At 66.0% G+C, this 23839-nt stretch carries 28 protein-coding genes and 1 tRNA gene; 25 read left to right on the top strand and 4 right to left on the bottom strand.

What is annotated here, in order from left to right; translation table 11 throughout:
- Window positions 1-24 precede the first annotated feature (24 nt).
- The 10 genes from ACFFJK_RS18850 (at window position 25) to ACFFJK_RS18895 (ending at window position 7548) form a co-directional block, all read left to right on the top strand.
- On the top strand, window positions 25-267 hold the full coding sequence (locus tag ACFFJK_RS18850; RefSeq protein WP_379681171.1) for a PAS domain S-box protein: 243 nt from the start codon (window positions 25-27) through the stop codon (window positions 265-267).
- Window positions 264-464, top strand: coding sequence for a response regulator (locus tag ACFFJK_RS18855; protein ID WP_379681173.1), 201 nt, complete (start codon window positions 264-266; stop codon window positions 462-464). Before ACFFJK_RS18850 ends, ACFFJK_RS18855 begins: the two co-directional genes overlap by 4 nt.
- Before the next feature lie 13 nt (window positions 465-477).
- Window positions 478-930 carry a Cd(II)/Pb(II)-responsive transcriptional regulator gene (gene cadR, locus ACFFJK_RS18860; RefSeq protein WP_379681174.1) on the top strand — a complete coding sequence of 151 codons (453 nt, stop codon included), beginning with the start codon at window positions 478-480 and terminating at the stop codon, window positions 928-930.
- A 208-nt stretch (window positions 931-1138) separates the two neighbouring features.
- Window positions 1139-1999, top strand: coding sequence for an STAS domain-containing protein (locus tag ACFFJK_RS18865; protein WP_379681175.1), 861 nt, complete (start codon window positions 1139-1141; stop codon window positions 1997-1999).
- A 10-nt stretch (window positions 2000-2009) separates the two neighbouring features.
- On the top strand, window positions 2010-2366 hold the full coding sequence (locus ACFFJK_RS18870) for an STAS domain-containing protein (protein WP_379681176.1): 357 nt from the start codon (window positions 2010-2012) through the stop codon (window positions 2364-2366).
- Window positions 2366-2833, top strand: a complete 468-nt coding sequence (locus tag ACFFJK_RS18875; RefSeq protein ID WP_379681177.1) for an anti-sigma regulatory factor — start codon at window positions 2366-2368, stop codon at window positions 2831-2833. The genes ACFFJK_RS18870 and ACFFJK_RS18875 overlap by 1 nt, the downstream gene beginning before the upstream one ends.
- The gene (locus tag ACFFJK_RS18880) at window positions 2821-3849 is read left to right on the top strand and encodes an ATP-binding protein (RefSeq protein WP_379681178.1); all 1029 of its coding nucleotides are present in this window, start codon (window positions 2821-2823) and stop codon (window positions 3847-3849) included. The genes ACFFJK_RS18875 and ACFFJK_RS18880 overlap by 13 nt, the downstream gene beginning before the upstream one ends.
- Window positions 3846-5228 carry an ATP-binding protein gene (locus ACFFJK_RS18885; RefSeq protein ID WP_379681180.1) on the top strand — a complete coding sequence of 461 codons (1383 nt, stop codon included), beginning with the start codon at window positions 3846-3848 and terminating at the stop codon, window positions 5226-5228. Before ACFFJK_RS18880 ends, ACFFJK_RS18885 begins: the two co-directional genes overlap by 4 nt.
- Complete coding sequence (locus tag ACFFJK_RS18890; protein WP_379681182.1) at window positions 5225-7138, top strand: ATP-binding response regulator; 1914 nt, start codon at window positions 5225-5227, stop codon at window positions 7136-7138. The genes ACFFJK_RS18885 and ACFFJK_RS18890 overlap by 4 nt, the downstream gene beginning before the upstream one ends.
- A gap of 92 nt (window positions 7139-7230) precedes the next feature.
- Window positions 7231-7548: a DMT family transporter gene (locus ACFFJK_RS18895; RefSeq protein WP_379681184.1), complete on the top strand. Its 318-nt coding sequence runs from the start codon at window positions 7231-7233 to the stop codon at window positions 7546-7548.
- Window positions 7549-7643: 95 nt separating this feature from the next.
- Here the strand turns inward: ACFFJK_RS18895 and ACFFJK_RS18900 are convergent, their stop codons facing one another.
- Together ACFFJK_RS18900 and ACFFJK_RS18905 are read right to left on the bottom strand one after the other, a co-directional pair.
- Window positions 7644-9068 carry a M16 family metallopeptidase gene (locus tag ACFFJK_RS18900; protein ID WP_379681185.1) on the bottom strand — a complete coding sequence of 475 codons (1425 nt, stop codon included), beginning with the start codon at window positions 9066-9068 and terminating at the stop codon, window positions 7644-7646.
- Window positions 9069-9079: 11 nt separating this feature from the next.
- Window positions 9080-10480: a M16 family metallopeptidase gene (locus tag ACFFJK_RS18905; RefSeq protein WP_379681186.1), complete on the bottom strand. Its 1401-nt coding sequence runs from the start codon at window positions 10478-10480 to the stop codon at window positions 9080-9082.
- Between the two features lie 338 nt (window positions 10481-10818).
- Here ACFFJK_RS18905 and ACFFJK_RS18910 point away from each other — a divergent pair, with 338 nt between their 5' ends.
- Both ACFFJK_RS18910 and ACFFJK_RS18915 read left to right on the top strand, forming a co-directional pair.
- Window positions 10819-11616, top strand: coding sequence for a GIN domain-containing protein (locus tag ACFFJK_RS18910; protein WP_379681188.1), 798 nt, complete (start codon window positions 10819-10821; stop codon window positions 11614-11616).
- Window positions 11617-11725: 109 nt separating this feature from the next.
- On the top strand, window positions 11726-12337 hold the full coding sequence (locus ACFFJK_RS18915) for a tetratricopeptide repeat protein (RefSeq protein WP_379681190.1): 612 nt from the start codon (window positions 11726-11728) through the stop codon (window positions 12335-12337).
- Between the two features lie 126 nt (window positions 12338-12463).
- On the opposite strand, the gene ACFFJK_RS18920 is transcribed toward ACFFJK_RS18915, so the two are convergent.
- Window positions 12464-13840: an SGNH/GDSL hydrolase family protein gene (locus tag ACFFJK_RS18920; protein WP_379681191.1), complete on the bottom strand. Its 1377-nt coding sequence runs from the start codon at window positions 13838-13840 to the stop codon at window positions 12464-12466.
- Between the two features lie 45 nt (window positions 13841-13885).
- Between ACFFJK_RS18920 and ACFFJK_RS18925 the strand changes: the two genes are divergently transcribed.
- Entirely contained in the window at window positions 13886-14194 is a 309-nt protein-coding gene (locus ACFFJK_RS18925; RefSeq protein ID WP_379681192.1) for a formate dehydrogenase accessory sulfurtransferase FdhD, read from the top strand.
- Window positions 14195-14239: 45 nt separating this feature from the next.
- The gene (locus ACFFJK_RS18930) at window positions 14240-15247 is read left to right on the top strand and encodes an MYG1 family protein (protein WP_379681194.1); all 1008 of its coding nucleotides are present in this window, start codon (window positions 14240-14242) and stop codon (window positions 15245-15247) included.
- 112 nt (window positions 15248-15359) lie between these two features.
- Here ACFFJK_RS18930 and ACFFJK_RS18935 read toward each other — a convergent pair whose 3' ends face one another.
- Window positions 15360-15560, bottom strand: coding sequence for a hypothetical protein (locus ACFFJK_RS18935; RefSeq protein WP_379681196.1), 201 nt, complete (start codon window positions 15558-15560; stop codon window positions 15360-15362).
- An 82-nt stretch (window positions 15561-15642) separates the two neighbouring features.
- Between ACFFJK_RS18935 and ACFFJK_RS18940 the strand changes: the two genes are divergently transcribed.
- From ACFFJK_RS18940 to nuoF, 11 genes are all read left to right on the top strand, one after another.
- The gene (locus ACFFJK_RS18940) at window positions 15643-16098 is read left to right on the top strand and encodes a hypothetical protein (RefSeq protein WP_379681197.1); all 456 of its coding nucleotides are present in this window, start codon (window positions 15643-15645) and stop codon (window positions 16096-16098) included.
- 68 nt (window positions 16099-16166) lie between these two features.
- Window positions 16167-17153, top strand: coding sequence for an NAD(P)H-quinone oxidoreductase (locus ACFFJK_RS18945; protein WP_379681198.1), 987 nt, complete (start codon window positions 16167-16169; stop codon window positions 17151-17153).
- A 142-nt stretch (window positions 17154-17295) separates the two neighbouring features.
- Window positions 17296-18045: a triose-phosphate isomerase gene (gene tpiA, locus ACFFJK_RS18950; protein ID WP_379681199.1), complete on the top strand. Its 750-nt coding sequence runs from the start codon at window positions 17296-17298 to the stop codon at window positions 18043-18045.
- A 164-nt stretch (window positions 18046-18209) separates the two neighbouring features.
- Entirely contained in the window at window positions 18210-18692 is a 483-nt protein-coding gene (secG, locus tag ACFFJK_RS18955) for a preprotein translocase subunit SecG (protein WP_379681201.1), read from the top strand.
- A 256-nt stretch (window positions 18693-18948) separates the two neighbouring features.
- Window positions 18949-19033: transfer RNA gene (locus ACFFJK_RS18960), tRNA-Leu, on the top strand.
- Between the two features lie 299 nt (window positions 19034-19332).
- Complete coding sequence (locus tag ACFFJK_RS18965; RefSeq protein WP_379681202.1) at window positions 19333-19692, top strand: NADH-quinone oxidoreductase subunit A; 360 nt, start codon at window positions 19333-19335, stop codon at window positions 19690-19692.
- 3 nt (window positions 19693-19695) lie between these two features.
- Window positions 19696-20172 carry a NuoB/complex I 20 kDa subunit family protein gene (locus ACFFJK_RS18970; RefSeq protein WP_036249088.1) on the top strand — a complete coding sequence of 159 codons (477 nt, stop codon included), beginning with the start codon at window positions 19696-19698 and terminating at the stop codon, window positions 20170-20172.
- A 16-nt stretch (window positions 20173-20188) separates the two neighbouring features.
- Window positions 20189-20782 carry an NADH-quinone oxidoreductase subunit C gene (locus ACFFJK_RS18975; protein WP_379681204.1) on the top strand — a complete coding sequence of 198 codons (594 nt, stop codon included), beginning with the start codon at window positions 20189-20191 and terminating at the stop codon, window positions 20780-20782.
- The gene (locus tag ACFFJK_RS18980) at window positions 20782-22035 is read left to right on the top strand and encodes an NADH-quinone oxidoreductase subunit D (RefSeq protein WP_379681205.1); all 1254 of its coding nucleotides are present in this window, start codon (window positions 20782-20784) and stop codon (window positions 22033-22035) included. The genes ACFFJK_RS18975 and ACFFJK_RS18980 overlap by 1 nt, the downstream gene beginning before the upstream one ends.
- Window positions 22036-22067: 32 nt before the next feature.
- The gene (nuoE, locus tag ACFFJK_RS18985) at window positions 22068-22544 is read left to right on the top strand and encodes an NADH-quinone oxidoreductase subunit NuoE (RefSeq protein WP_379681207.1); all 477 of its coding nucleotides are present in this window, start codon (window positions 22068-22070) and stop codon (window positions 22542-22544) included.
- Window positions 22541-23836: an NADH-quinone oxidoreductase subunit NuoF gene (nuoF, locus tag ACFFJK_RS18990; RefSeq protein ID WP_379681209.1), complete on the top strand. Its 1296-nt coding sequence runs from the start codon at window positions 22541-22543 to the stop codon at window positions 23834-23836. The genes nuoE and nuoF overlap by 4 nt, the downstream gene beginning before the upstream one ends.
- Window positions 23837-23839 lie beyond the last annotated feature (3 nt).

A 23839-nucleotide genomic window follows, 5' to 3' on the forward strand; every position in this document is an offset into this window, starting at 1 on the left:
GTTCCCGCCAGATTGCAGCTTGCCATGTTCATAGACGAGATTCATCAACGCTTCCCCGACAGCAGCCTGCTGGCCCAGATGATCGCCGAGAACTCGGTGCACGGCCTGGTCATGATGGATGCGCAGGGCTACTGCCGTTACGCGAACAAGGCCTGGCTCGACATGTCCGGGTACACGCTCGAGGAATTCGCGGCCAGGCCGCTGCACGACCTGGTCCATCATCACCACCCGGACCGGCGCGCGTTGCCGATGGAGTCGTGCCCGTGATCGACGGCTACGAACTGGCGCGCCGCCTGCGCGCACGACCGGAAAACGCCGGCGCGACCCTGATCGCGCTGACCGGCTACAGCCAGGAACGCGACCGGGAAAGGGCCATGGCCGCAGGCATCGACCACCACCTTGCCAAGCCGGTCGACATGGCCAGGCTGGCGGCGCTCCTGGCCGGGCCGCGCGCGGCAGGATGAACGAGGAACCCGCATGAAGATCGGAGAGCTGGCCGAACGCACGGGCTGCCTGGTGGAGACGATCCGGTACTACGAGCGGATCGGCCTGTTGCCGCCGCCGGATCGCTCGCCGAACAACTACCGTTCCTACAACGAGGGGCATGTTGAGCGGCTGTCCTTCATCCGCCACTGCCGGGCGCTCGACATGACGCACGACGAGATCCGCGTGCTGCTCGCGCTGCGCGACCGTCCCGAGCAGGATTGCATCGGCGTCAACGAACTGCTCGACAGGCATATCGCGCACGTGGCCGAGCGCATCGCGGCCTTGTCGATGCTGGAAAAGCAGCTCAAGGACCTGCGCGGCAGCTGCATGGCGGTCGATGCCACGCGCTCGTGCGCCATCCTTCAAGCACTCGTTACGGAGACGCGCGAGGCACCGCGGCAAGGCGTCACGGCAAAACCGATGTGCGCACCCTGGGCGCAATGAGATGATGCCGGCCCGCCCTGGGCCAAGCCGGGGTACTTTGCCTGGCGGAATTGTCAGGTCTGAAAGATGTATTTCCAAAAACTACCCAACCGTCTCCTGTGCATGCTTGGAGAAATGTTATAGTTGGCCATTTAACAGAATTCGCCGAACCGGCCGCCTGCTTCCGGCCGGGCGGCATGATCGAATACACTGAATAGGGATAAGAACGATGACCACCAAGGATTACGCAACCCGTATCAGCCAGTTGATCCTCGACCAACAGGCCGCCATCGGCGCCGAATGGCTGGGGCAACTGGAAGCACTGACGGTGCGCAGCAATGCGGCTTCGAAGGAACAGCTGCGTAATCACACCCAGCAGTTCCTGACGACCTTCGCCAATGCCACCCGTGGCGGCGAACTGGACAACATCGACCATCGTTCCTGGGACGATGTGCGCGACCTGCTGGCCGAGATTTCGTCCAGCCGCGCCAGGTCCGGCTCGACCCCGAGCGAGACCGCGACCTTCGTGTTCTCGCTGAAGCAGCCGGTGTTCGCCCACCTGCGCCAGGGCTTCGAAGGCGACAATGAAGCCATCGCCTCGGCCTCGTGGACCATCAGCACCCTGCTCGACAAGCTGGGCCTGTACACCATCGAAGTCTTCCAGAAGACCAAGGACCAGATCATCGTGCGCCAGCAGCAGGAGCTGCTCGAGCTGTCCACGCCGGTGGTCAAGCTGTGGAACGGCATCCTGGCGCTGCCGCTGATCGGCACCCTCGATTCGGCCCGCACCCAGGTGGTGATGGAGAACATCCTGCAGAAGATCGTCGACACCGGCGCCGCCATCGCCATCATCGACATCACCGGCGTGCCGACCGTCGACACCCTGGTGGCCCAGCACCTGATGAAGACCATCGCCGCCGCGCGCCTGATGGGCGCCGACTGCATTATCAGCGGCATCCGTCCGCAGATCGCCCAGACCATCGTGCACCTCGGCGTGAACCTCGAGGACGTCACCACCAAGGCGACCCTGGCCGACGCCTTCGTGGTAGCGCTCGAGCGCACCGGCACCTCGGTCATCGCCAAGGCATAAGGCAGCGCACATGGAACGCATCCCTATCCTGCGCATGGGCGACCTGCTGCTCGTGACGATCCAGGTCGACATGCACGACCGCCTCGCCATGCAGCTGCAGGACGACCTGACCGAGCGCATCGTGAGCGACGGCGCCAAGGGCGTCCTGATCGACATCTCCGCCCTCGACCTGGTCGATTCCTTCATCGGCCGCATGATCAGCAATACCGCCGCCATGGCGCGCGTGCTCGACGCCCAGACGGTCGTCGTCGGCATGCAGCCGGCGGTGGCGATCACCCTCGTCGAGCTGGGCCTGACCCTGCACGGCGTGAAGACCGCACTGAACGTCGAGAAGGGCATGACCCTGCTCGGAAAGAGCTACAAGTAATGAACGACGCGCATACCAATGCAGTCCTGTTCGAGACCGCGCTGCTGGATAGCCACCGCCAGCACCGCACCGCACGCGTGACCCTGCGCCTGCAATCGGACGAGGACGTTGTGGGGCTGCGCAAGCAGGTGCGTGAGCGCGCGGTGGCCATCGCCTTGTCCCTCGTGGACCAGACCAAGCTCGTCACCGCCGCCAGCGAACTGGCGCGCAACACGATCAAGTATGGCGGCGGCGGCGAGGTCCACCTCGACAGCCTGTCCGACGGCATCCGCAACGGCGTCGGGCTGCTGTTCATCGACGCCGGGCCGGGCATCCCCGACGTCGACAGCGCGCTGCGCGACGGGTTCACCACCGGCGGCGGCCTGGGCCTGGGGCTGGGCGGTTCCAAGCGCCTGGTCGACGAGTTCACCATCGACAGCCGGCCAGGAGAGGGCACTGCCGTGCAGGTAGTCAAATGGAAGCGCTGATCAGTTCCCTCACGCGGCAGCAGGTCTTCGCCATCACGCACGCCAGCGATGTTTCCGCCGCACGGCGTGCCGGCCAGCGCCTGGCCGACGAACTCGGCTTCGACGAAACCCGCGCCGGGCAACTGGCGCTGATCGTCACCGAGGCCGCCACCAACATCCTGAAGCATGCGGGCGAGGGCGAGATCCACATCGGCCCGGCGCAGTCGGCGGCCGGCAGCGGCGTCGACGTGCTGGCGCTCGACAGCGGGCCGGGCATTGCCGACATCGACGCCTGCCTGGTCGACGGCATGTCCACCACCGGCACCGCCGGCACCGGGCTGGGCGCGCTGCGCCGGCTGTCCGACGAATTCGACGTTTACACCGAACCGGGCCGCGGCGCGGCCTTTTTCATGCGCCTGTGGCGCGATTCGCCGGCGCCGGAACCCTGCGGTGTCGAGATCGGCGCGCTGTGGGCGCCGCTGGCGGGCGAGGACGAATGCGGCGACGGCTGGGCCGTGCGCTGCGACGCACGCGGCGCGACGCTGCTCGCCGCCGACGGCCTGGGCCATGGTCCCGACGCGGCGCGCGCGGCGGCGGCAGCCATCGAGACGCTCGGCCGCAACAAGACGGCACAGGCGGACGAACTCATGCTCGCGGCCCACGAAGCCCTGCGCAGCACGCGCGGCGCCGCGCTGGCGACCGCGCGCATCGACTTCGCAGGCGACGAGCTGCGCTTTGCCGGCATCGGCAACATCGCCGGCTGCGTCATCGAGGACGGCCGCCGCGCGCTGGTGTCGCACAACGGCATCGTCGGCCACAACATGCGCAAGGTGCAGGAGTTCGCGGTGCCGTTCCCGCGCGGCGCGCTGTGCATCCTGCACTCGGACGGCATCCAGACCCAGTGGGACCTGGACAAGTACCCGGGCCTGGCGGGACGCAGCACGGTCCTGATCGCGGCCATGCTCATGCGCGACTTCATCCGCCGCCGCGACGATGCGATGGTGCTGGTGGTGCGCCGCCACGGGAGCGCTTCATGACGGCCCAGCGCATCCTGAATGTCGCCCTGGACCAGGACCCGGACGTGGTGCTGGTGCGCCAGCGCGCGCGCCAGCTGTCGGAACTGCTCGGCTTTTCGCAGCAGGACCAGGTGCGCGTCGCCACCGCCGTGTCGGAAGTGGCGCGGGTGGCCTGCCACCAGGGCTCGGGCGGGCGCGCCTCCTTCCTGCTGGCCAGGATCGGCATGCGCCAGCACCTCGAAGTGACGATCAACCCGGGTACCGGCCCGCGCATGGCGTCCGCGCCGGCCGGACTGCAGGAGGGCATCACCAGGTCCTTGCCGGAACTGGCCCTGATCACGGCGCACCGCCTGATGGATTCGTGCGACGTGGAACCGGAGCAGGGGGTGGCCACCGCGATCACGATGCGCAAGGCGCTGCCGCCCCAGGTCATGATCGTCCCGTCGCAACTGGCCGACATCAGCGCCCGCATTGCCGCCAGCCCGGTCTCGAACACGCTGCAGGAATTGCAGCTGCAGAACCAGGAACTGGTGGCGACGCTGGCCGAGCTGCGCGAGCGCCAGGACGACCTGCTGTCGCTGACGCGCGAGCTGGAAGACACCAACCGCGGCATCGTGGCGCTGTACGCCGAGATCGAGGACAAGGCCGAGCGATTGCGCCGCGCCGACGAGATGAAGTCGCGCTTCCTGTCCAACACCAGCCACGAGCTGCGCACGCCGCTGTCGTCGATCCGCGCGCTGGCCCAGCTGCTGCTGGACCGCATGGACGGCGAGCTGACCGTCGAGCAGGAACGGCAGGTGCAGTTCATCGCCAAGGCGGCCAACGACTTGTCCGAGCTGGTCAACGACCTGCTCGACCTGGCCAAGATCGAGGCCGGCAAGGTCGAGGTCCTGCTGGCGCCGGTGGTGGTGGAGAACCTGTTCCGCGCGCTCAAGGGCATGCTGCGCCCGCTGGTGGACGAAGGCCGCGTGGAGCTCGTGTTCGAGCCTTCCGAGGTGGAGCAGGCCTTCGATTCCGACGAAGGGAAGATCTCGCAGATCCTGCGCAATTTCATATCGAATGCGCTCAAGTTCACCGAGCATGGTACGGTGCGGGTCTCGGCCGCCTACGGCGCGGCGGGCGACACGATCGAGTTCGCGGTCGCCGATACCGGGATCGGCATCAGCCCCGACAACCTGCAACTGATTTTTGAAGAGTTCAGCCAGATCGAGCATCCGCTCCAGCGGCGCAGCAAGGGAACGGGCCTCGGCCTGCCGCTGTGCCGCAAGCTGGCGGACCTGCTGCACGGGCGCGTCGACGTGTCCAGCACGCCCGGCGTCGGCTCGACCTTCACGCTGACCCTGCCGCGACGCTTCCCGCAGTCCTCCCCGGACAGCAGCCAAGACGGAACCGAATCATGAAAGCCAATCCGACCCTGATCCTCAACGTGGACGACAACGACGGCGCCCGCTACGCCAAGACCCGCATCCTGCAAGGGGCGGGCTTCGAGGTGGTGGAGGCGACCAACGGCACCGATGCGCTGGAGATGGTCAAGCGCCTGTGCCCGGCGCTGGTGCTGCTGGACGTCAAGCTCCCGGACATCAACGGCATCGAGGTCTGCCGCCGCATCAAGGCCGATCCCGACAGCGCCATGGTGCTGGTGCTGCAGACCTCGGCCGCGCTGACCGGGCGCGCCGACAAGATCCGCGGGCTGGAAGGCGGCGCCGACAACTACCTGGCGGCGCCGATCGAGGCCGACGAGCTGATCGCCAACGTCAACGCGCTGCTGCGCATGCGCCAGACCCAGGTCGAGCTGCGCGACAGCGAGGAGCGCTTCCGCCAGCTGACCGACAACATCGACGACGTGTTCTGGATGTTCGCCGTGCCCGGGGGCGACCTGGTGTACGTCAGCCCGGCCTATGCCGACATCTGGGGACGCAGCGTGGCCTCGCTGCGCGAACAGCCGGGCGGCTGGCTCGATGCCGTGCATCCCGACGACCGTGAACGCATCGCCGTGCGCTGGCGCCAGCTGCCGCGGGCGGCCCATTACGACGACGAGTTCCGCATCAGCGTGCCCGATGGGCGCACGCGCTGGGTGCGCGACCGCCTGTTCCCGGTGCGCGATGCGCGCGGCGAGGTGTACCGCGTGGCGCGCGTCACCAGCGACATCACGGCGCGCAAGGAAATGGAAGCGCTGCTGCGCGCGGCCGACCGCAACAAGAACCAGTTCCTGGCCACGCTGGCCCACGAGCTGCGCAATCCGCTCAGCCCGATCCGCAACGCGGCCGCCTTGCTGGGCGTGGCGGGCGAAAGCGGCGGCCACAAGGTCGACGAACGCCAGGCGCGCGCACGGGAAGTCATCACCCGCCAGGTCGACCACCTGGCGCACCTGGTCGACGACCTGCTCGACGTGGCCCGCATCTCCGAAGGCAAGATCGTGCTGCGCACCGAGGAGGTGGACCTGGGCGCCGTGGTGAACCAGGCCGTCGAAACCGCCGGTCCCTTGATTACCGCACGCGAACACCACCTGAACGTGAGTTTGCCGGAACAGCAGGTGTGGGTGAACGGCGACCCGGTACGCCTGGCCCAATCGGTCGGCAACCTGCTGCACAACGCCGCGAAATTCACGCCCAAGGGCGGCGAGATCGGCGTCACCGTCAGCCTGGGCGAGGGCCGCGAGGCGGGACGCGTGAAGATCGCCGTGCGCGACAACGGCATCGGCATCGCCGAGGACAACCTGCCACGCATCTTCGGCATGTTCGCGCAGGTCGGGGCGCCGCCGGACCGCGCGCCGGAAGGCCTGGGTATCGGCCTGTCGCTGGTGTCGCACCTGCTGGAACTGCACGGCGGCCACCTGTCGGCCGAAAGCCCGGGCATCGGCATGGGCAGCACCTTCACGGTCGACCTGCCGCTGCTGCGCGTCGCCTCGCCCGAGGCCCGGCCCGACCACTGTACGGGGCCCGACACCGGCGGCAGCGGCATGCGCGTGCTGCTGGTGGACGACAATGTCGATGCGATGGAGATGATGGGCTTCCTGCTGGCCGAAATGGGCTACGAGACCTGCACCACGGCCGACGCCTCGCAGATCGAGGAGCTGGCGCTGCGCCACAAGCCGCATGTGATCGTGCTCGACATCGGCCTGCCGGGCATCGACGGCTACGAGGTCGCGCGCCGGATCAAGAAGAGCCCGGCGCTGTCCTCGATCCGCCTGGTGGCGCATACCGGCTACGGCTCGCCGGAAGACCGCCGCCGCGCGCAGGAAGCGGGCTTCGACGCCCACCTCGTGAAACCGGCGGAGCTGGAAGACCTGGAGAAGGCGCTGAAAGGATGAGCCACTTCGGCTAGAATGCCGACAGGAGGACGACCTCCCCCGCGGTGGGAAGAATGTCCGGGACGGCCCGGCTTTTCGAAAGGAGAGCCGGTATGGCTTGGATCATGTTGTTGGTAGCGGGACTTTTCGAGGTCGTGTGGGCGGTGGCGATGAAGCAGTCGGCAGGCTTCACCCGGCTCTGGCCCAGCCTCGTCACCCTGGTCGGGATGGTCATCAGTTTCGTGCTGCTTTCCGCGGCCATGCGCAGCATTCCCCTCGGTACCGCTTACACCATCTGGACCGGCATCGGCGCCGTGGGCGCGTTCGTGGTCGGGGTCACGCTGCTGGGAGAGCACCTGAGCGTCATGCGGGTCGTGGCGGCGGTGTTGATCGTGTCGGGGCTGGTGTTGATGAAGTTGTCGGCTGACTGACCTGCTGCGGGCCACATGCAGAAATCCAAGACGGTGCGTAACCCGGAAAGTTAAAAGCCCCGCGCCAGCGGGGCTTTTCCTTTGCAGCGGAAGAATTACTTGTCCGTCACCGTGAACTCCCCGAAGGCCTTGAGCTGCTCGCCCACCGCCTTCTGGTCGCCCACCACGACGATCGACTGCTTCTCCGGCGCGAAGTACTTCTTCGACACGTCGCGCACCTGTTCCGGCGTCACCTTCTGGATGCGCGGCACGTACTCCCCGAGGAACTCCGCGGGCAGGCCGACCAGCCAGTTCGCCGCCAGGGTGTTGGCCACGCCGCGCTGCAGCTGGTTGGTCAGCAGGTAGCCGCCCGCCACGTAGCGCTTGTTCATCTCCATTTCCCTGGTCGGCACCAGCTCGGTGCCGATGCGCGTGTACTCGCCGAAGTATTCGTTCAGCGCCGCGCCGGTGACCTCGTTGCGCACGTCGGCGCCGCCGACGATCGCGCCGCCCGCGCGGTGCATGCGCGCGCCTGCCGAGGCGCCGTAGGTATAACCCTTCTCCTCGCGCAGGTTGGTGTTCACGCGGCTCGAGAAGCCGCCGCCGAGGATGGTGCTGGCCAGGCGCAGCGGGATCTGGTCCTGGGCGCTGGCGGCGATGCCGGGGCTGCCCAGGCGCAGGGTCGACTGCACGCTGCCGTCGCGCTGCAGCAGGATGCGCGCCGGCTTGGCCGTGCCCGGGGCCGACGCGGTCTCGGCCGGGGCAGGGCCGCTGGCCTTCCAGTCGCCGAAGGCCGCCTGCGCCAGCTTCATCGCCTCAGCCTCCTTGATGTTGCCGGCGATGACCAGCAGGGCGCGGTCCGGGCGCATGCGCTTGGCGTGCTCCGCACGCAGCATGTCCTGGGTCACGGCGTTGATCGATTCCACGGTCGGGGTGGTGCGGCCGTACGGGTGCTCGCCGTAGACCGCGCGGTTGAGGGCGCGTTCGGCGCGGAAGGTCGGCTGGGTTTCGGACACGCGCAGCGACTGCAGCGCATTGGCCTTGGCCAGCTGCACTTCGCTTTCCGGGAACGTTGGCGTGCGCGCGATCTCGGCCAGCAGCTGCATCATCGGGCCGGCCTGCGAGGCCAGGGCATTGGCCGAGACGACGATGCCGTCCGACGTCGGGCTGCCGGCGACTTCGCCGCCCATGGCCTGGGCCGCCTCGGCGATCGCGCGCGAGTCGCGCTTGGCGGTGCCCTCGTTGAGCAGGCCGGCCAGCATGCCGGCAAAGGCCGGGGTCTGCGGCGAGTCGGCGGCGAAGCCGGCGCCGCGCACGGCCAGCACGTAGTCCACGCGCGGCAGGCCCTGGCGCGGCACGAACCAGACGACCAGGCCGTTCGGCAGGGTCTTCTTGGCGATCTTCGGCACCGGGATCGGCTTGTCCTTGCCGTAGGCGGGCATCGGCAGGTTCTGGTCCGCGGCGGGCGCGGAGCTTGCGGCATGGGCGGCCGCCGGCGCGAATGCGACCGAGACGGCGAATGCGAGCATCAGTTTTTTCATCGATGCGCTCCTTATTTGTTGGTGCCCGCAGCCGGGGCTGCAGCGGCAGGGGTTGCGCCGGGGGCCGCGAGCATCGCGGCCGGCTTGCGGTCGATGACGGTGCGGTTGGTCGGCACCAGGTAGGTGCGCGCTGCGCGCTGGATGTCTTCCGAGGTCACGCCGTCGATCCAGCCCGGGATCTTGTTGACCACGTTGGCGTCGCCCCACAGCACCTGCATCTTGGCCATCATGTCGGCGCGGTTGATGAAGCTTTCCAGCTGGTTGTTCCAGTTGGCCAGCATGCGGGTCTTGATGCGCTTGAGGGTAGCGTCGTCGACGCCGTTCTGGACGACCCTGGCGATCTCCTCGTCCATGGCCTTGAGCATGGCGTCGGCGCTGCTGTTCGGCTTGTACAGCGCGAAGATGGTCATCACGGTCGGGCCGTCGTACTCGAACGGGCCGGTCAGGCCGAACAGGGTGTCGACGTTCAGGGCGATCTCGCGCCCCTTCACCAGGCCCTGGTAGAACAGCGAGGCGTCGCCGCCGCCCAGCAGTTCGCCCAGCACGGCCATTGCCGGCTGGTCGCGGTGGCCGCGCGGCGGGACCTTCCAGGCGGCGGCGATCGCCGGCACCTGCGCCAGCGGGTCGCTTTGCACCACCCGCTTTTCCTGCGTGTTCAGCCCTTCGCTGAAGTCGGTCGGCTTCGGGGTGGGGCGGGCCGGGATCGCGCCGAAGTACTTCTGCGCCAGCGCGAAGCCCTGGGCCGGGGTGACGTCGCCGGCGATGGCGATCACGGCGTTGTTCGGGCCGTAGTAGTCGCGGTGGAAGGCGCGCACGTCGTCCAGGCTGGCATTCTCGAGGTCTTCGAAGCTGCCGTACCCGTCGTGGTTGTTCTCCCACTTCTGGAAAGCGTGCTGGCTGATGTCGATCCAGTAGAAGCCGCCGTAGGGCTGGTTCTTCACGTTCACGCGGATCTCCTCCTTGACCACGTCCTGCTGGTTCTTCAGCGTGGTCGGGTTGAAGTCGAGTGTCTTCATGCGGTCCGCTTCCAGCCACAGGATCGGCTCGAGCGCCGACACCGGGGCGGTCTCGATGTAGTTGGTGTAGTCGGGACGGGTCGAACCGTTGTTGCGCCCGCCTCCGGCGGTGATGGTGGTGTCGAACACGCCTTTCTTGGCGTTCGGGGTGCCCTGGAACATCAAGTGCTCGAACAGGTGGGCGAAGCCGGTGCGGTTCTTCGGTTCCAGGCGCATGCCCACGTGGTAGACGACCGAGACGCCGACGGTCGGCGAGCTGTGGTCTTCGGTGACGATGACCGTCAGGCCGTTGTCGAGCTTCTTGACATTGACCGGCAGGGTCCACTGGTCCGACTTGGCGGCGAATGCCGACAGCGAAAAAGCGAGCCCTGCCAGCAAAACAGGTAATTGGCGCATGCGCATGGGTGACCTCGAAAATGTACTCGGGAAGGTGAGCTTGTCTTGACAGCCAGGCTGTCATGCGCTGCATCTTAGCGTAATAACATGCCAATAAGTAATCTTTTTAGACGGAAAAGTTTGTGCAATGTCCAAGCGCGGCAACGCACGCCTGTCCCGCCATATGCCGCCCTGGACGGCGCTTTTTGCAGTTCATCGCACGAAGCTGGGGTGACGGCGGCAAAGCCGATATAGTTGCAACATGCCAAGACCGGCAATCCGCTGGTCATGTTGCGGCCGGTAGCCAATCGCTGTCGGCCAGCGACCAGGAACATGTATCTGTCATTCTGGAGAACCCGATGAAGCACCTTTCCAAGCTCGGCGTGGCCTTTGCGGCACTGTGCGCCACGCTGTTCGCCCCGCTGTTCACCGCTGCGGGGAGCGCGGTCGCGGCGCCGGACACGGCCACCGAAACGCGCCCGGTCGATGCGCGCGTGGTGCGCGTGAGGCTCGACGGGGTGGTGGACCTGAAGATCCGCCAGGGCGCGACGCCAATGCTGGTGCTCACGGGCGACCCGCGCCTGCTCGGCAGGACCACCACGCTGCAGAGCGGCGACACCCTCAACATCGGCACCGAGACCAAGGGTGCGGGCATCAACCTCGGGCGCAGCATGGGCCTGCACGCCGAACTGACCTTGCCGAACCTGCGCGAAGTGAGTTCCGAGAGCCTGGGCGGCACGGCGATCAGTGGCTTTTCGGGCGACGAACTCGAGCTCAACCTCGATGGCGCCGGCTCAATGAATGTATCATGTAACTACAGGTTGCTGAGCGCGAAGCTCGGCGGCGTCGGCAGCATGAAAATCCATGGCATCAACAGCGACAGCGTCGAGCTGAACCTGAGCGGCGCCGGCCACGTGGTCCTGTCCGGCCGCAGCCGGCAGCTCAAGGCCGAACTCGGCGGCCTGGGCGGGCTGGACGCCAGGGCCTTCGCGGCCGAGAGCGTGATCCTCGAGCTGTCCGGCCTGGGCAACGCGACCGTTACCGCCAGGGACGCCGCCAACGTGACGCTGTCGGGCCTGGGTTCGGTGACCGTGTTCGGCAAGCCGCTCAATCGCAAGGTCAGCGTCGACGGCCTGGGCAAGGTGAACTGGAAGTAGGCGGAACCCTCGGCAGCACCAGAACAACAAGAAGACAGAACGAACAAGAACAACGGGATACCTTACGAGGACCAGGGATACGCAGAGATCCCGACTCCATGTACGAGACATGAAAAAACTACTCATAGCGATCGTATGCGCACTCGGCCTGCAGGCCGGCGCGCACGCGGGCTTTGCGGAAGGGGCGAGCGCGTACAACGCGCGCAACTACGCGACAGCACTGAAAGAGATCGTTCCGCTTGCCCGGGCCGGCCATGCGGACGCCCAGCATTTGCTGGGCCTGATGTATTACATGGGCCGGGGCGTCGCGCGCGACTACAAGCAGGCCTTTTCCTGGCACTACAAGGCGGCCCAGCAGGGCAAGGCCGACGCGCAGTATGTGGTGGGCGCCATGTACTACACCGGCAACGCCGTGCCGCAGGACCAGCGCCACGCCGTCACCTGGTTCCGCAAGGCGGCCGAGCAGGGGCACGCCGAGGCCCAGCATGCGCTCGGCCTGATGTACCGCTACCACCAGGCCGGCATGCCGCAGGACATGGTGTTGGCCTACATGCTGTGGAACCTGGCGGCCGCCAGCGGCAACCGCAACGCGGTCGACCAGCGCGCCGCGATTTCGCGCCAGATGACGCAGGAGCAGATCGAGGAAGCGCAATCCCTGTCGCGGCTGTGGAAGCCGGGCAGGCCGCTGCCGACGACGTCCCGCACCGGGGGCAATTCCTGATGAAAGAACCGCCGGCATTGCCGGCGGTTTGTTTTGGCAGGGCGGGCGAGCTGGAATTTCATGCTCCGGTTGAGCGCGTGGGCGCAATGTGGTCCACTGGACTACATTGCCCTGCCCCCCTATGGGTCACTTCGCCGGCGCCGGCGCCGCTGTCGCTGCCGGCTCCGCTTGCAGCGCCCTGGCCGCGCTGCGGAATACGGCCAGCGGCACCGCATTGCCCATCGCCTGGTAGCCCAGGTCGTTCGGATGCAGGTGGTCGCCGCTGTCATAGGCCGGCAGCAGGCGCGTCGGGCGCGACGGGTCGCGGGTGGCGCGGTCGAAGTCGATCACGGCATCGAACTCGTCGTTGTTACGGATCCAGTTGTTCACCGCCTGCCGCACCACCTCTTTCTCGGGCGAGTAATAGGCCGCGCCCTCGAAGGGCGTCAGGGTGCCGCCGATCACGCTGATGCCCTTGGCATGCGCACGCGCGATCAGCTGGCGGTAGCCGGCGATCAGGTCTTCCGCCGTGACCGGATTGGCGGGCGAGCTGTTGCCGATGTCGTTGATGCCGATCAGGACCACCAGGTAGCGCACGCCGGCGGTGGACAGCACGTCGCGGTCGAAGCGTTCCAGCGCGCTGCGCCCGGCCAGCGGATTCGGCGAGTTGCCCAGCAGGCGGTTGCCGCTGATGCCGCGGTTGACGACGCCGAAGCGGGCATTGATGCCGAGCACCGGGTCGCGCTCGGTCTGCAGGCGCCGCGCCAGCCAGTCGGGCCAGCGGTTGTTGGTGTCCGGCGTGCTGCGGGTGCCGTCCGTGATCGAGTTGCCGAGCGTGACGATGGCCGGCCCGGCCGAGTCCACCTCGACAGCCGTGAGGAAGGGCCAGATGGTGATGGTGCGCTGCACCGGCAGCGTCGCCGCGGCCGTGAAGTTACCGGGCAGCGAAACGTAGTTGGTCTGCAGCGCCAGCGAGTGCAGCGTCGTCGCCTGCACCGTGCCGGGCAAATACAGGCTCACGGCCAGGTCGGACAGCGGCGGAACGTTCAGCTCGACCGGATCGGACAGCACCGGGGCGCCCGGCGGGATCGTGATCGCCGTGCGGCCGCCGAAGGTCAACGGGCGGTCGGTGCCGGCCGCGACGTCCGAACCGCCGGCGCGCAGGCCGATGCGGGCTGCGCCGATGGTCAAGGGCGTGGTCCCCAGTTCGTTCGACACCCGGATGCGCACGCGGTTGCCGCCGATGCTGGTGTGGACGATCAGGCGCAGCGTCTGGTCGGTGAAGGTCTGCAGGGCGGTTTCCGGCGGCGGTCCGGCCGGCGCCGTGCCCCAGGTCGTGGTCCACTGTTCGGTCGTCCACGGCTGGGCATGCACGGGCTGGCTGGTGAACGACATGGCGGCCGCCAGCATGGCGCTGCCCAGCAGCAGGCGCCGGCGCAGCGGGTTCATGCGGCGGGTGGAGGAGGCGATGCCGGCGGAAAAACGCTGCGCGGCATCGAGCAGAACGGGCAGGATACGTTTCATCGTGTACTCCCCAAAGAGGCAGCCATGCGGTATGCATGAGCTCGCATGAACAATCTAGCCACGCACGCAGCCATGGACAAGAAGGCAACGGTCTCATCCATTGCGCAGGATCGAAGGCGGAGAAGTTTGACATTCCTGCAAGAATTTTTGCTGGTGGCTGGGCAATCTTGTACGGGTTGTGCCGGCACCGTGGTGCGCGAAGACTTCGGGCAGGCCGGCTGCAGTTTCTTCTTCGGTCCGGATGTGGCGGTGAAGGTGGCGCAGGAAGCCGGCATGACCCTGGCCGGCTTCGTGCGGGGAGGGCGCCACGTGCTCTACAGCCATCCGCAGCGGCTCGCGCCGAGGCCGCCTTGAAGGCGGTATGATGCAGCCCTTCGAACCGAGCATCCTGGAGTCTTCATGGTCATCGTGACCCACAACGGCAAGTTCCATGCGGACGACGCATGGGCGGTCGCCGCGCTGCACATCCTGTTCCCCGACGCCGCCATCGTCCGCACCCGCGAGCCGGCGCTCATCGAGGCCGCCGATTTCGTCGTCGACGTCGGCGGTATCTGGGACCCGGCCGCGGGCCGCTTCGACCATCACCAGAAGGGCTTCGGCGGTGCGCGCGCCAGCGGCGTGCCCTACGCCAGCGCCGGTTTGGTCTGGCGCGAATACGGCGGGCGCTGCGTGGCCGCGCTGGCGCTGGCGCACACCGGGCAGCAGCTCGACGAGGACACGGCCCAGGGGCTGGCCTACGCCATCGATGCCGACATCGTGCAGTACCTCGACCTGTCCGACGTGGGCGCGGCCAAGAACGCACCGGGCGGCTATGGCCTGTCGGCCGTGGTGTCGGGCTACAACCCGAACTGGATGGACGAGGAGCGCCTGGGCTATGGCGAGCAGGCCGAGGCCTACCGCCTGGCGCAGTTCCGCAAGGCGATGGCATTCCTTGCCGACGTGATGATCAATGCGGTCAAGTACCGTGTCGGCGCGCTGGCCGCGCTGGCGCAGGTGCGGCAGTCCGAGGCGCTCGAGAACGGCCGCCTGCTGTTCCTGAAGAACGCCGCGTTGCCATGGAGTTCGGTGGTGCGCAAGGAGATGCCGAAGGTGCTGTTCGTGCTCAGCCACAGCCTGTCGGAAGACCGCTACATGCTCCATACGGTGCCGGCCACAACCGACACCTTCGAGGCGCGCGCCGACCTGCCCGAATCCTGGGCCGGCCTGCGCGACGCCGATCTGGCGGCGGTGACCGGCGTGCCGGACGCGAAGTTCTGCCACAACGGCCGCTTCATCGCGGCCGCCAAGTCCTATGAGGGCGCCTACGCCATGGCGCTGCAGGCGCTGAAGGCCGTGGACGACGGGCTGACGCCGGTGTTCGAGCGGCCCCCGCTGACGCCGCCGTTGGCGTCGGCGGTTGCTCCCTGAGCCTGCTGCTTCGGCTGGACCCGGTTGCAGCATGCGTTAGGTAAGGCACCGTCCCCGGCCCGGGGAGACATTATCTTGGACCCATGGCCAAGACTGTCTCCGTCAAGAAGCTCTACGCGATGCAACGCACGTCGGCCGCGCTCGACCGTGCGGCGCGGGCGCGGCCGTTCGGCCCCGAGACCGACCGGGCGCTGCGCTGGGCGGCGGCCTGGGGCATGTCGGCCGGAATCCGGGCGCCCCACACGCGGGTACGGCTGCGCCGCGATACCTTGTCTGGCTCCGCGCCGCGTGTCCACCCCTGAGCAGGCTTCATGGTAATCTCCTCCCCTGGCCAACCATGTTTGCCGATCCGCGGGGCGGCGCCAGGCGCTGCGCCGATCGATGGAGCCACCGTCATGATTTCCAGGCGCAAGCTGAACCACACCGCAGCAGGACTGCTCGACAAATTCGTCGGGCGCTACAATGACCATGAAGGCTACTGGGCGCTTGGCGTGCTCTACAAGGAGGCGCGGATCTCGGCCAACCGGGTCGAGATCGACATGCTGGATGCGAGTGTCCAACCCGCGTCGCCCATATGTACCGACCTGGCCCGTACCTGGGCCTCCTGCCTGCGGCAGGCAATCGACCGGCACGGCATCCCGACGCATGACCTGGCGGCCGCGTCCATCTCCATCGAGTTCGGCCTGCCGGCAGTACCGACGCCGCCAGGCCTCGTCGCGTGGGGCGATCCTTTTCCTGTGCACCTTGCGCCTCGCATCCGCGATGGCCGCGTGTCCACCAGGCAGAAGAGCGGGCATTGCAGGCCCAGCGACCAGTTCCCTGGCCGCCGCAGCGGACGCTACACCGGCTAGCGAATAGCGGACGCGCAGCTTTTTCACGGCTCCCGTACAATTGCGGTTTTTGTAACACGGGAGCATCCATGCGCGCCATCGAAATCACGCAGCCGGGCAAACCGGAGGTCCTGCAGCTGTGCGAACGCCCGGTGCCGGTGCCGAAGGCCGGCGAAGTGCTGGTCAAGGTGCACGCGGCCGGCATCAACCGGCCGGACGTACTGCAGCGCCTCGGTAAATACCCGGTGCCGCCCGGTGCCTCCGACCTGCCGGGCCTGGAAGTGGCCGGCGAGATCGTCGGCGGCGACTTCGCCGCCGCCGGCTTCGCCAGGGGCGACATGGTCTGCGCACTGGTGCAGGGCGGCGGCTATGCCGAGTACTGCACGGCGCCGGTCGAGCAATGCCTGCCGATCCCGGCCGGACTGAGCCCGCTGGAGGCCGCCTCGCTGCCGGAGACATTTTTTACCGTCTGGTCAAATGTGTTCGACCGCGCCCGCCTGTCGCCCGGCGAAACGCTGCTGGTGCAGGGCGGCAGCTCGGGCATCGGCGTCACCGCGATCCAGCTCGCCGCCGCGCTCGGCCACCGCGTGTTCGCCACCGCCGGGACGGACGAAAAATGCCGCGCCTGCGAGGCGCTCGGCGCCGAACGCGGCATCAACTACCGCAGCGAGGACTTCGCGGCCGTCGTGAAGGCATCGACGGGCGGGAAGGGCGTGGACGTGATCCTCGACATGGTCGGCGGCGACTACCTCCCGCGCGAAATCGACTGCCTGGCCGACGACGGCCGCATCGCCCTCATCGCGCTGCTCGGCGGCGCCAGGGCCGAGATCGACATGGGTCAGGTCCTGCGGCGGCGCCTGACGATCAGCGGCTCGACCCTGCGCCCGCGCCCGGTCGCGTTCAAGGCCGCGATCGCGCGCAGCTTGCGCGAACGCGTATGGCCGTTGTTCGGACAGGGCACACTCAAGCCGGTCATCTACCGCAGTTTCCCGCTGGCCCAGGCCGCCGAGGCGCATGCGCTGATGGAGTCGAGCACGCACGTGGGCAAGATCGTGCTGGAAGTTGCCGGGCACTGAGCGTCAACTGAGCAGCGCTGCGCTAACAGATTGAATCAAAAAGGGAAGTGGCAGCCGGCAAGGCCTGGGCAAGGCCCAGTCATTGTTTGACCGCCACATATTCGACCGCTAGAATAGCGGGTTAATTTAATGATGGGGTTCTATGCGTCCCAAACTCGTCGTAGGTAACTGGAAAATGAACGGCAGCCGCGCGGCCAACGCCTCGCTCCTGACCGGTATCCTTGAAGGTCTCGCCGACGCCAAAGCCGCTTGCGCGGTGTGCGTCCCCGCTCCCTACCTGTACCAATGCCAGGATCTGTTGCAGGACAGCCCGGTGGCCTGGGGTGCGCAGGACGTGTCCTGCCATCCGGTCGGCGCCTATACTGGTGAAGTGTGCATGTCGATGCTGCAGGATTTCGGCTGCCGCTACGTGATCGTCGGCCATTCCGAGCGCCGCGCCTACCACGGCGAGACGAACGAACTGGTGGCGAAGAAGGCGAAAGCCGCGCTGGAGTCGGGCCTGACCCCGATCGTCTGCGTCGGCGAAACGCTCGAGCAGCGCGAAGCGGGGCAGACCATGGACGTGGTCAATGCCCAGCTCGACGCCGTGCTGGAACTGGTCGGCCCGGACGCGGTGGCGAAGCTGGTCATCGCCTACGAACCGGTGTGGGCGATCGGCACCGGCAAGACCGCGACTCCGGCGATGGCCCAGGAAGTGCATGCCGCCGTGCGCGAGAAGCTGCGCGCCTGCAACGCCGAGGCGGCGCAAACCGTATTGGTCCTGTACGGCGGCAGCATGAAGCCGGATAATGCGGCGGACCTGATGGCGCAGCCGGACATCGATGGCGGCCTGATCGGCGGCGCAGCACTGAAGGCGGCGGATTTCCTCGCGATCATCCGTGCCGCGCAGTAAAAAGCGCAGTACAAAGACGCAGTAAAAAGAGTATGGCAACGCCGCGCGGCAAGGCCGCGCGGCATGCAGTAGTCGTGCAGCAGTCGTGCAGCACCGCAGTACAGCAACAAGAAACAAGAATCAAAAAGCATCTACAACGTCGTTAACTTGGGAATGGAATTGCAATGAACACCATGTTCAATCTGATTATTGTCGTGCAGGTTATCTCGGCCCTGGCCATCATCGGCCTGGTGCTGGTCCAGCACGGCAAGGGCGCCGACATGGGCGCTGCCTTCGGCTCCGGCGCCTCGGGCAGCCTGTTCGGCGCCTCGGGCTCGTCGAACTTCCTGTCGAAGTCGACCGCCTTTGCCGCCGCGATCTTCTTCGCGTCGACCCTGGCGCTGGCCTACATCACCAATAATCGTACCGCCGGCATCGATGGCGGCGTGATGGAGCGCGTGACCGTGCCGTCGTCGCAAGCGCCGGCTACCGGCATCCCGAGCGACGTGCCGGGCGCCGGCCCGAACGCCGGCCCGGCCACTGCACCGGCCGTCCCGGTGAACGATATCCCGCAGACGCCTGGCGTCTCGAACCCGGCGCCGTCGACCGCCCCGGCCGCCGACGCGCCGGCTGCCGCTCCGGCAGTTCCGGCCCCGGCCACCAAGTAAGAAGTAACAGGTCGTAAAAGTAGTAGAAGTAAATCCGTCGGGTATCGTACGCCCGTTCGCGATTAGCGGTAGAATGCGGCTCGCAACGGGCTGTGTTTCTCCTGTAGCCCGGCCGGCACTGGCCTTCGACGCACTGATCAAGCTGTAAAGATTGTTTGGCAAGATCAAATAGTTGAAAAATTGCGAAAATTCCTTGTGATAGCGCAATTTGTGCATTGAAAAGTAGTGCTAAGGCAGGGTAAAATACTGGTCTCCAGCCGACGTGGTGAAATTGGTAGACACGCTATCTTGAGGGGGTAGTGGCGAAAGCTGTGCGAGTTCGAGTCTCGCCGTCGGCACCAAGATATGAAAGAGCCAGCTAGGGCGCATGAGCGATCGCTCTCCTGCCTGAGCTGGCTTTTTTACGAGGATCAGTCGTACGGTCCTGGTGGCAACCATCGGGGATCTTGAAAACCATCGCAAGCGACCGCATTGTCGGTCGCGAAGCGCGTTGTGCGGGTCGTGCGCCGGGGATTGCAGCCTGGCCTGGTTCGACAGTGCAGGGCGCAGCAGGTTGTTCGAGGTCATCCAGCCAGGTTCGCGCGATTCGGAGCTGCAGCCCTGCAGTGTTTCATTAACCGATCGTTCAAGTAGGCTTCACGTGAACCTCGAAAGTTATTTCCCCGTTCTTCTCTTTATCCTGGTTGGTGTCGGCGTCGGCGTCGCTCCGCAGGTGCTCGGCCGCCTGCTCGGCCCGCACCGCCCCGACGCGGCCAAGTTGTCCCCGTATGAATGCGGCTTCGAGGCTTTCGAAGATGCGCGCATGAAGTTCGACGTTCGCTACTACCTGGTGGCGATCCTGTTTATTTTGTTTGATCTGGAAACGGCATTCTTCTTCCCATGGGGCGTCTCGATGCGCGAACTGGGCTGGACCGGTTTCATCACGATGATGGTGTTCATCGCCGAATTCGTCGTGGGCTTCTGGTACATCTGGAAGAAAGGTGCCCTTGATTGGGAATAAGCCATGGCAATTGAAGGCGTATTAAACGAAGGTTTCATTACCACCACAGCCGATAAGCTGATCAACTGGGCGCGCACGGGATCGATGTTCCCGATGACGTTCGGCCTGGCATGCTGCGCGGTCGAGATGATGCATGTGGGCGCAGCCCGCTACGATCTCGACCGTTTTGGCATTGTGTTCCGCCCGTCGCCGCGCCAGTCCGACGTGATGATCGTCGCCGGCACGCTGTGCAACAAGATGGCTCCCGCGCTGCGCAAGGTGTACGACCAGATGGCCGAGCCGCGCTGGGTGATCTCGATGGGCTCCTGCGCCAACGGCGGCGGCTACTACCACTATTCGTACTCGGTGGTGCGCGGCTGCGACCGCATCGTTCCGGTCGACGTCTACGTTCCGGGATGCCCACCGACCGCAGAGGCCCTGCTGTACGGCATTTTGCAGCTGCAAAACAAGATCAAGCGCACCAATACCATCGCGCGCTAAAAACCAGCGATTCATCATGACGACAAAACTCGAAACTCTCGAACTCGCCCTGAAAAAAGCACTGGGCGAGGGCGCCGCCATTAGCTCGGCGCTGGGCGAAGTGACTGTGGTGGTCAAGGCCGCCGACTACATCAAGGCGATGCAGACCCTGCGCGACGACCCGTCTCTTCGCTTCGAAGAAATGATCGACTTGTGCGGCGTCGACTATTCCCAATATGGGGAAGGCACCTGGGACGGCGCGCGCTTCGCGGTCGTCGTCCACCTGCTCTCGCTCGAGCACAACTGGCGTGTCCGCGTGCGCGTGTTCTGCCCGGACGACGACATGCCGCTGCTCGAGTCGATCACCCCGATCTGGCGCGCCGCCAACTGGTTCGAGCGCGAAGCGTTCGACCTGTTCGGCATCCTGTTCGACGGCCACGGCGACCTGCGCCGCATCCTGACCGACTACGGCTTCATCGGCCACCCGTTCCGCAAGGACTTCCCGATCACGGGCTACGTCGAAATGCGCTACGACCCTGAACAGAAACGCGTGATCTACCAACCGGTAACGATCGAACCGCGCGAGAACATCCCGCGCGTGATCCGCGAAGAAACCTACGGGACGAAATAATGGCTGAGCTTAAGAATTACACCCTGAACTTTGGTCCGCAGCACCCGTCCGCACACGGCGTGCTGCGCCTCGTGCTGGAACTGGACGGCGAAGTCATCCAGCGCGCCGACCCGCACATCGGCCTGCTGCACCGCGGCACCGAAAAGCTGGCCGAGACCCGCACCTACCTGCAATCGGTCCCGTACATGGACCGCCTGGACTACGTGTCGATGATGTGCAACGAGCACGGCTACGTGCTGGCGGTCGAGAAGCTGCTGGGCATCGAAGCGCCGATCCGCGCGCAGTACATCCGTACGATGTTCGACGAGATCACCCGCATCCTGAACCACCTGATGTGGCTGGGCGCGCACGCGCTCGACATCGGCGCCATGGGCCCGTTCCTGTACGCCTTCCGCGACCGCGAAGACCTGTTCGACGTGTACGAGGCCGTCTCGGGCGCGCGCATGCACGCGGCCTACTACCGCCCGGGCGGCGTGTACCGCGACCTGCCTGACCGCATGCCGCAGCACAAGGAATCGCCGATCCGCTCGAAGAAGGCCATCGACGACCTGAACGCCGACCGCCAGGGTTCGGTGCTCGACTTCATCGAAGCCTTCACCAAGCGCTTCGACACCTATGTCGACGAATACGAGACCCTGCTGACCGATAACCGTATCTGGAAGCAGCGTACGGTCGGCATCGGCGTGGTGACGCCGGAAGACGCGAAGGCGATGGGCTTCACCGGCCCGATGCTGCGCGGCTCGGGCATCGCCTGGGACCTGCGCAAGACCCAGCCGTACGCGGCCTATGCGAACCTCGACTTCGACATCCCGGTCGGCACCAACGGCGACTCGTACGACCGCTACCTGGTGCGCATGGAAGAAATGCGCCAGTCGAACCGCATCATCAAGCAGTGCATCGCCTGGCTGAAGGTCAACCAGGGTCCGGTCATGATCGACAACTACAAGATCGTGCCGCCGAAGCGCATGGACATGAAGTCCAACATGGAATCGCTGATCCACCACTTCAAGCTGTTCACCGAAGGCTTCCACGTGCCGGAAGGCGAAGCCTATGCGGCCATCGAGCACCCGAAGGGCGAGTTCGGCATCTACATCGTGTCGGATGGCGCCAACAAGCCGTACCGCCTGAAGATCCGCACTCCGGACTATGTCCACCTGCAGAGCCTGGACGAAATGGCGCGCGGCCACATGATTGCCGACGCCGTGGCCATCATCGGCACCCAGGACATCGTGTTCGGCAGTATCGACAGGTAACGCTCACGTTCGCTAAGAGGGCAAGAAAGATTATGTTATCGCAGGAATGCTACAAGAAAATCGATCGTGAGCTGGCCAAGTATCCAGCCGATCAACGCCAGTCGGCCGTGATGGCCTCGCTGGCCCACGCCCAGGTCGAACTGGGCTGGCTGTCGCCAGAGACCATGCAGGAAATCGCCGACTACATCGGCATGCCGGCGATCGCCGTGCAGGAAGTGGCGACCTTCTACAACATGTACAACATCAAGCCGGTCGGCCAGCACAAGATCACCGTGTGCACCAACCTGCCGTGCGCGCTGTCGGGCGGCGAACGCGCCGGCCAGCGCATCAAGGATGCACTGGGCATCGACTACCGTGAAACCACCGCCGACGGCAAGTTCACCCTGGTCGAAGGCGAGTGCATGGGCGCCTGCGGCGACGCACCGGTGATGCTGGTGAATAACCACCGCATGTGCTCGTTCATGAGCGACGAGAAGATCGACGCCCTGCTTGAGGAACTGAACAAATGACCAGCCTGCACGACCGTCACATCAACCCGCTGATCCTCAAGGACCTGAACGGCGACAACTGGCGCCTGGCCGACTACGTCAAGCGTGGCGGCTACTCGGCGCTGCGCCGCATCCTGGAAGAAAAGATCACGCCGGAACAGATCATCGCCGACATGAAGGCATCGGGTCTGCGCGGCCGCGGCGGCGCCGGTTTCCCGACCGGCCTGAAGTGGAGCTTCATGCCGCGCCAGTACCCGGGCCAGAAATACCTCGTCTGCAACACCGACGAAGGCGAACCGGGCACGTTCAAGGACCGCGACATCATCCGCTACAACCCGCACGCGCTGATCGAAGGCATGGCCATCGGCGCCTACGCGATGGGCATCACCGTGGGCTACAACTACATCCACGGCGAGATCTTCCAGGAATACCTGCGCTTCGAAGAAGCGCTGGAAGAGGCGCGCGCCGCCGGCTTCCTGGGCGACCGCATCATGGGTTCGGACTTCTCGTTCCAGCTGCACGCGCACCACGGCTACGGCGCCTACATTTGCGGTGAAGAGACCGCGCTGCTCGAATCGCTGGAAGGCAAGAAGGGCCAGCCACGCTTCAAGCCGCCGTTCCCGGCCTCGTTCGGCCTGTACGGCAAGCCGACCACGATCAACAACACCGAGACCTTCGCGGCCGTCCCGTTCATTCTGAACCTGGGCCCGGAAAACTACATGGGCCTCGGCAAGCCGAACAACGGCGGCACCAAGATCTTCTCGATCTCGGGCGACGTCGAGCGTCCGGGCAACTACGAAGTCCCGCTGGGCACCCCGTTCGCCAAGCTGATGGAGCTGGCCGGCGGCATGCGCGGCGGCAAGAAGATCAAGGCCGTGATCCCGGGCGGCTCGTCGGCGCCGGTGATCCGCGGCGAGGTCATGATGGACACCGACCTCGACTACGACTCGATCGCCAAGGCCGGCTCGATGCTGGGCTCGGGCGCCGTGATCGTCATGGACGAGACGCGCTGCATGGTCAAGTCGCTGCTGCGCCTGTCGTACTTCTACTACGAAGAATCCTGCGGCCAGTGCACGCCGTGCCGTGAAGGCACCGGCTGGATGTACCGCATGGTCCACCGTATCGAGAACGGCCAGGGCCGTCCGGAAGACATGGATCTGCTGAACAACATCGCGGGCAACATCAAGGGCCGCACCATCTGCGCGCTCGGCGATGCCGCGGCAATGCCGGTGGAAGCGATGATCAAGAACTTCCGCGAGGAGTTCGAATATCACATCGAGCACAAGCACTGCCTCGTGCCCACTTACCTTTAAACC

It is taken from the genome of Massilia consociata, from assembly GCF_042432755.1.
GTDB lineage: Bacteria > Pseudomonadota > Gammaproteobacteria > Burkholderiales > Burkholderiaceae_D > Telluria > Telluria consociata.

What these genes read in the sequence shown, in the direction of transcription:
- ACFFJK_RS18850 (WP_379681171.1), top strand. Translation starts at nt 25, where the DNA reads ATGTTCATAGACGAGATTCATCAACGCTTCCCCGACAGCAGCCTGCTG.
- cadR (WP_379681174.1), top strand. Translation starts at nt 478, where the DNA reads ATGAAGATCGGAGAGCTGGCCGAACGCACGGGCTGCCTGGTGGAGACG.
- ACFFJK_RS18865 (WP_379681175.1), top strand. Translation starts at nt 1,139, where the DNA reads ATGACCACCAAGGATTACGCAACCCGTATCAGCCAGTTGATCCTCGAC.
- ACFFJK_RS18870 (WP_379681176.1), top strand. Translation starts at nt 2,010, where the DNA reads ATGGAACGCATCCCTATCCTGCGCATGGGCGACCTGCTGCTCGTGACG.
- ACFFJK_RS18875 (WP_379681177.1), top strand. Translation starts at nt 2,366, where the DNA reads ATGAACGACGCGCATACCAATGCAGTCCTGTTCGAGACCGCGCTGCTG.
- ACFFJK_RS18880 (WP_379681178.1), top strand. Translation starts at nt 2,821, where the DNA reads ATGGAAGCGCTGATCAGTTCCCTCACGCGGCAGCAGGTCTTCGCCATC.
- ACFFJK_RS18885 (WP_379681180.1), top strand. Translation starts at nt 3,846, where the DNA reads ATGACGGCCCAGCGCATCCTGAATGTCGCCCTGGACCAGGACCCGGAC.
- ACFFJK_RS18890 (WP_379681182.1), top strand. Translation starts at nt 5,225, where the DNA reads ATGAAAGCCAATCCGACCCTGATCCTCAACGTGGACGACAACGACGGC.
- ACFFJK_RS18895 (WP_379681184.1), top strand. Translation starts at nt 7,231, where the DNA reads ATGGCTTGGATCATGTTGTTGGTAGCGGGACTTTTCGAGGTCGTGTGG.
- ACFFJK_RS18900 (WP_379681185.1), bottom strand. Translation starts at nt 9,068, where the DNA reads ATGAAAAAACTGATGCTCGCATTCGCCGTCTCGGTCGCATTCGCGCCG.
- ACFFJK_RS18905 (WP_379681186.1), bottom strand. Translation starts at nt 10,480, where the DNA reads ATGCGCCAATTACCTGTTTTGCTGGCAGGGCTCGCTTTTTCGCTGTCG.
- ACFFJK_RS18910 (WP_379681188.1), top strand. Translation starts at nt 10,819, where the DNA reads ATGAAGCACCTTTCCAAGCTCGGCGTGGCCTTTGCGGCACTGTGCGCC.
- ACFFJK_RS18915 (WP_379681190.1), top strand. Translation starts at nt 11,726, where the DNA reads ATGAAAAAACTACTCATAGCGATCGTATGCGCACTCGGCCTGCAGGCC.
- ACFFJK_RS18920 (WP_379681191.1), bottom strand. Translation starts at nt 13,840, where the DNA reads ATGAAACGTATCCTGCCCGTTCTGCTCGATGCCGCGCAGCGTTTTTCC.
- ACFFJK_RS18925 (WP_379681192.1), top strand. Translation starts at nt 13,886, where the DNA reads ATGAACAATCTAGCCACGCACGCAGCCATGGACAAGAAGGCAACGGTC.
- ACFFJK_RS18930 (WP_379681194.1), top strand. Translation starts at nt 14,240, where the DNA reads ATGGTCATCGTGACCCACAACGGCAAGTTCCATGCGGACGACGCATGG.
- ACFFJK_RS18935 (WP_379681196.1), bottom strand. Translation starts at nt 15,560, where the DNA reads ATGAAGCCTGCTCAGGGGTGGACACGCGGCGCGGAGCCAGACAAGGTA.
- ACFFJK_RS18940 (WP_379681197.1), top strand. Translation starts at nt 15,643, where the DNA reads ATGATTTCCAGGCGCAAGCTGAACCACACCGCAGCAGGACTGCTCGAC.
- ACFFJK_RS18945 (WP_379681198.1), top strand. Translation starts at nt 16,167, where the DNA reads ATGCGCGCCATCGAAATCACGCAGCCGGGCAAACCGGAGGTCCTGCAG.
- tpiA (WP_379681199.1), top strand. Translation starts at nt 17,296, where the DNA reads ATGCGTCCCAAACTCGTCGTAGGTAACTGGAAAATGAACGGCAGCCGC.
- secG (WP_379681201.1), top strand. Translation starts at nt 18,210, where the DNA reads ATGAACACCATGTTCAATCTGATTATTGTCGTGCAGGTTATCTCGGCC.
- ACFFJK_RS18970 (WP_036249088.1), top strand. Translation starts at nt 19,696, where the DNA reads ATGGCAATTGAAGGCGTATTAAACGAAGGTTTCATTACCACCACAGCC.
- ACFFJK_RS18975 (WP_379681204.1), top strand. Translation starts at nt 20,189, where the DNA reads ATGACGACAAAACTCGAAACTCTCGAACTCGCCCTGAAAAAAGCACTG.
- ACFFJK_RS18980 (WP_379681205.1), top strand. Translation starts at nt 20,782, where the DNA reads ATGGCTGAGCTTAAGAATTACACCCTGAACTTTGGTCCGCAGCACCCG.
- nuoE (WP_379681207.1), top strand. Translation starts at nt 22,068, where the DNA reads ATGTTATCGCAGGAATGCTACAAGAAAATCGATCGTGAGCTGGCCAAG.
- nuoF (WP_379681209.1), top strand. Translation starts at nt 22,541, where the DNA reads ATGACCAGCCTGCACGACCGTCACATCAACCCGCTGATCCTCAAGGAC.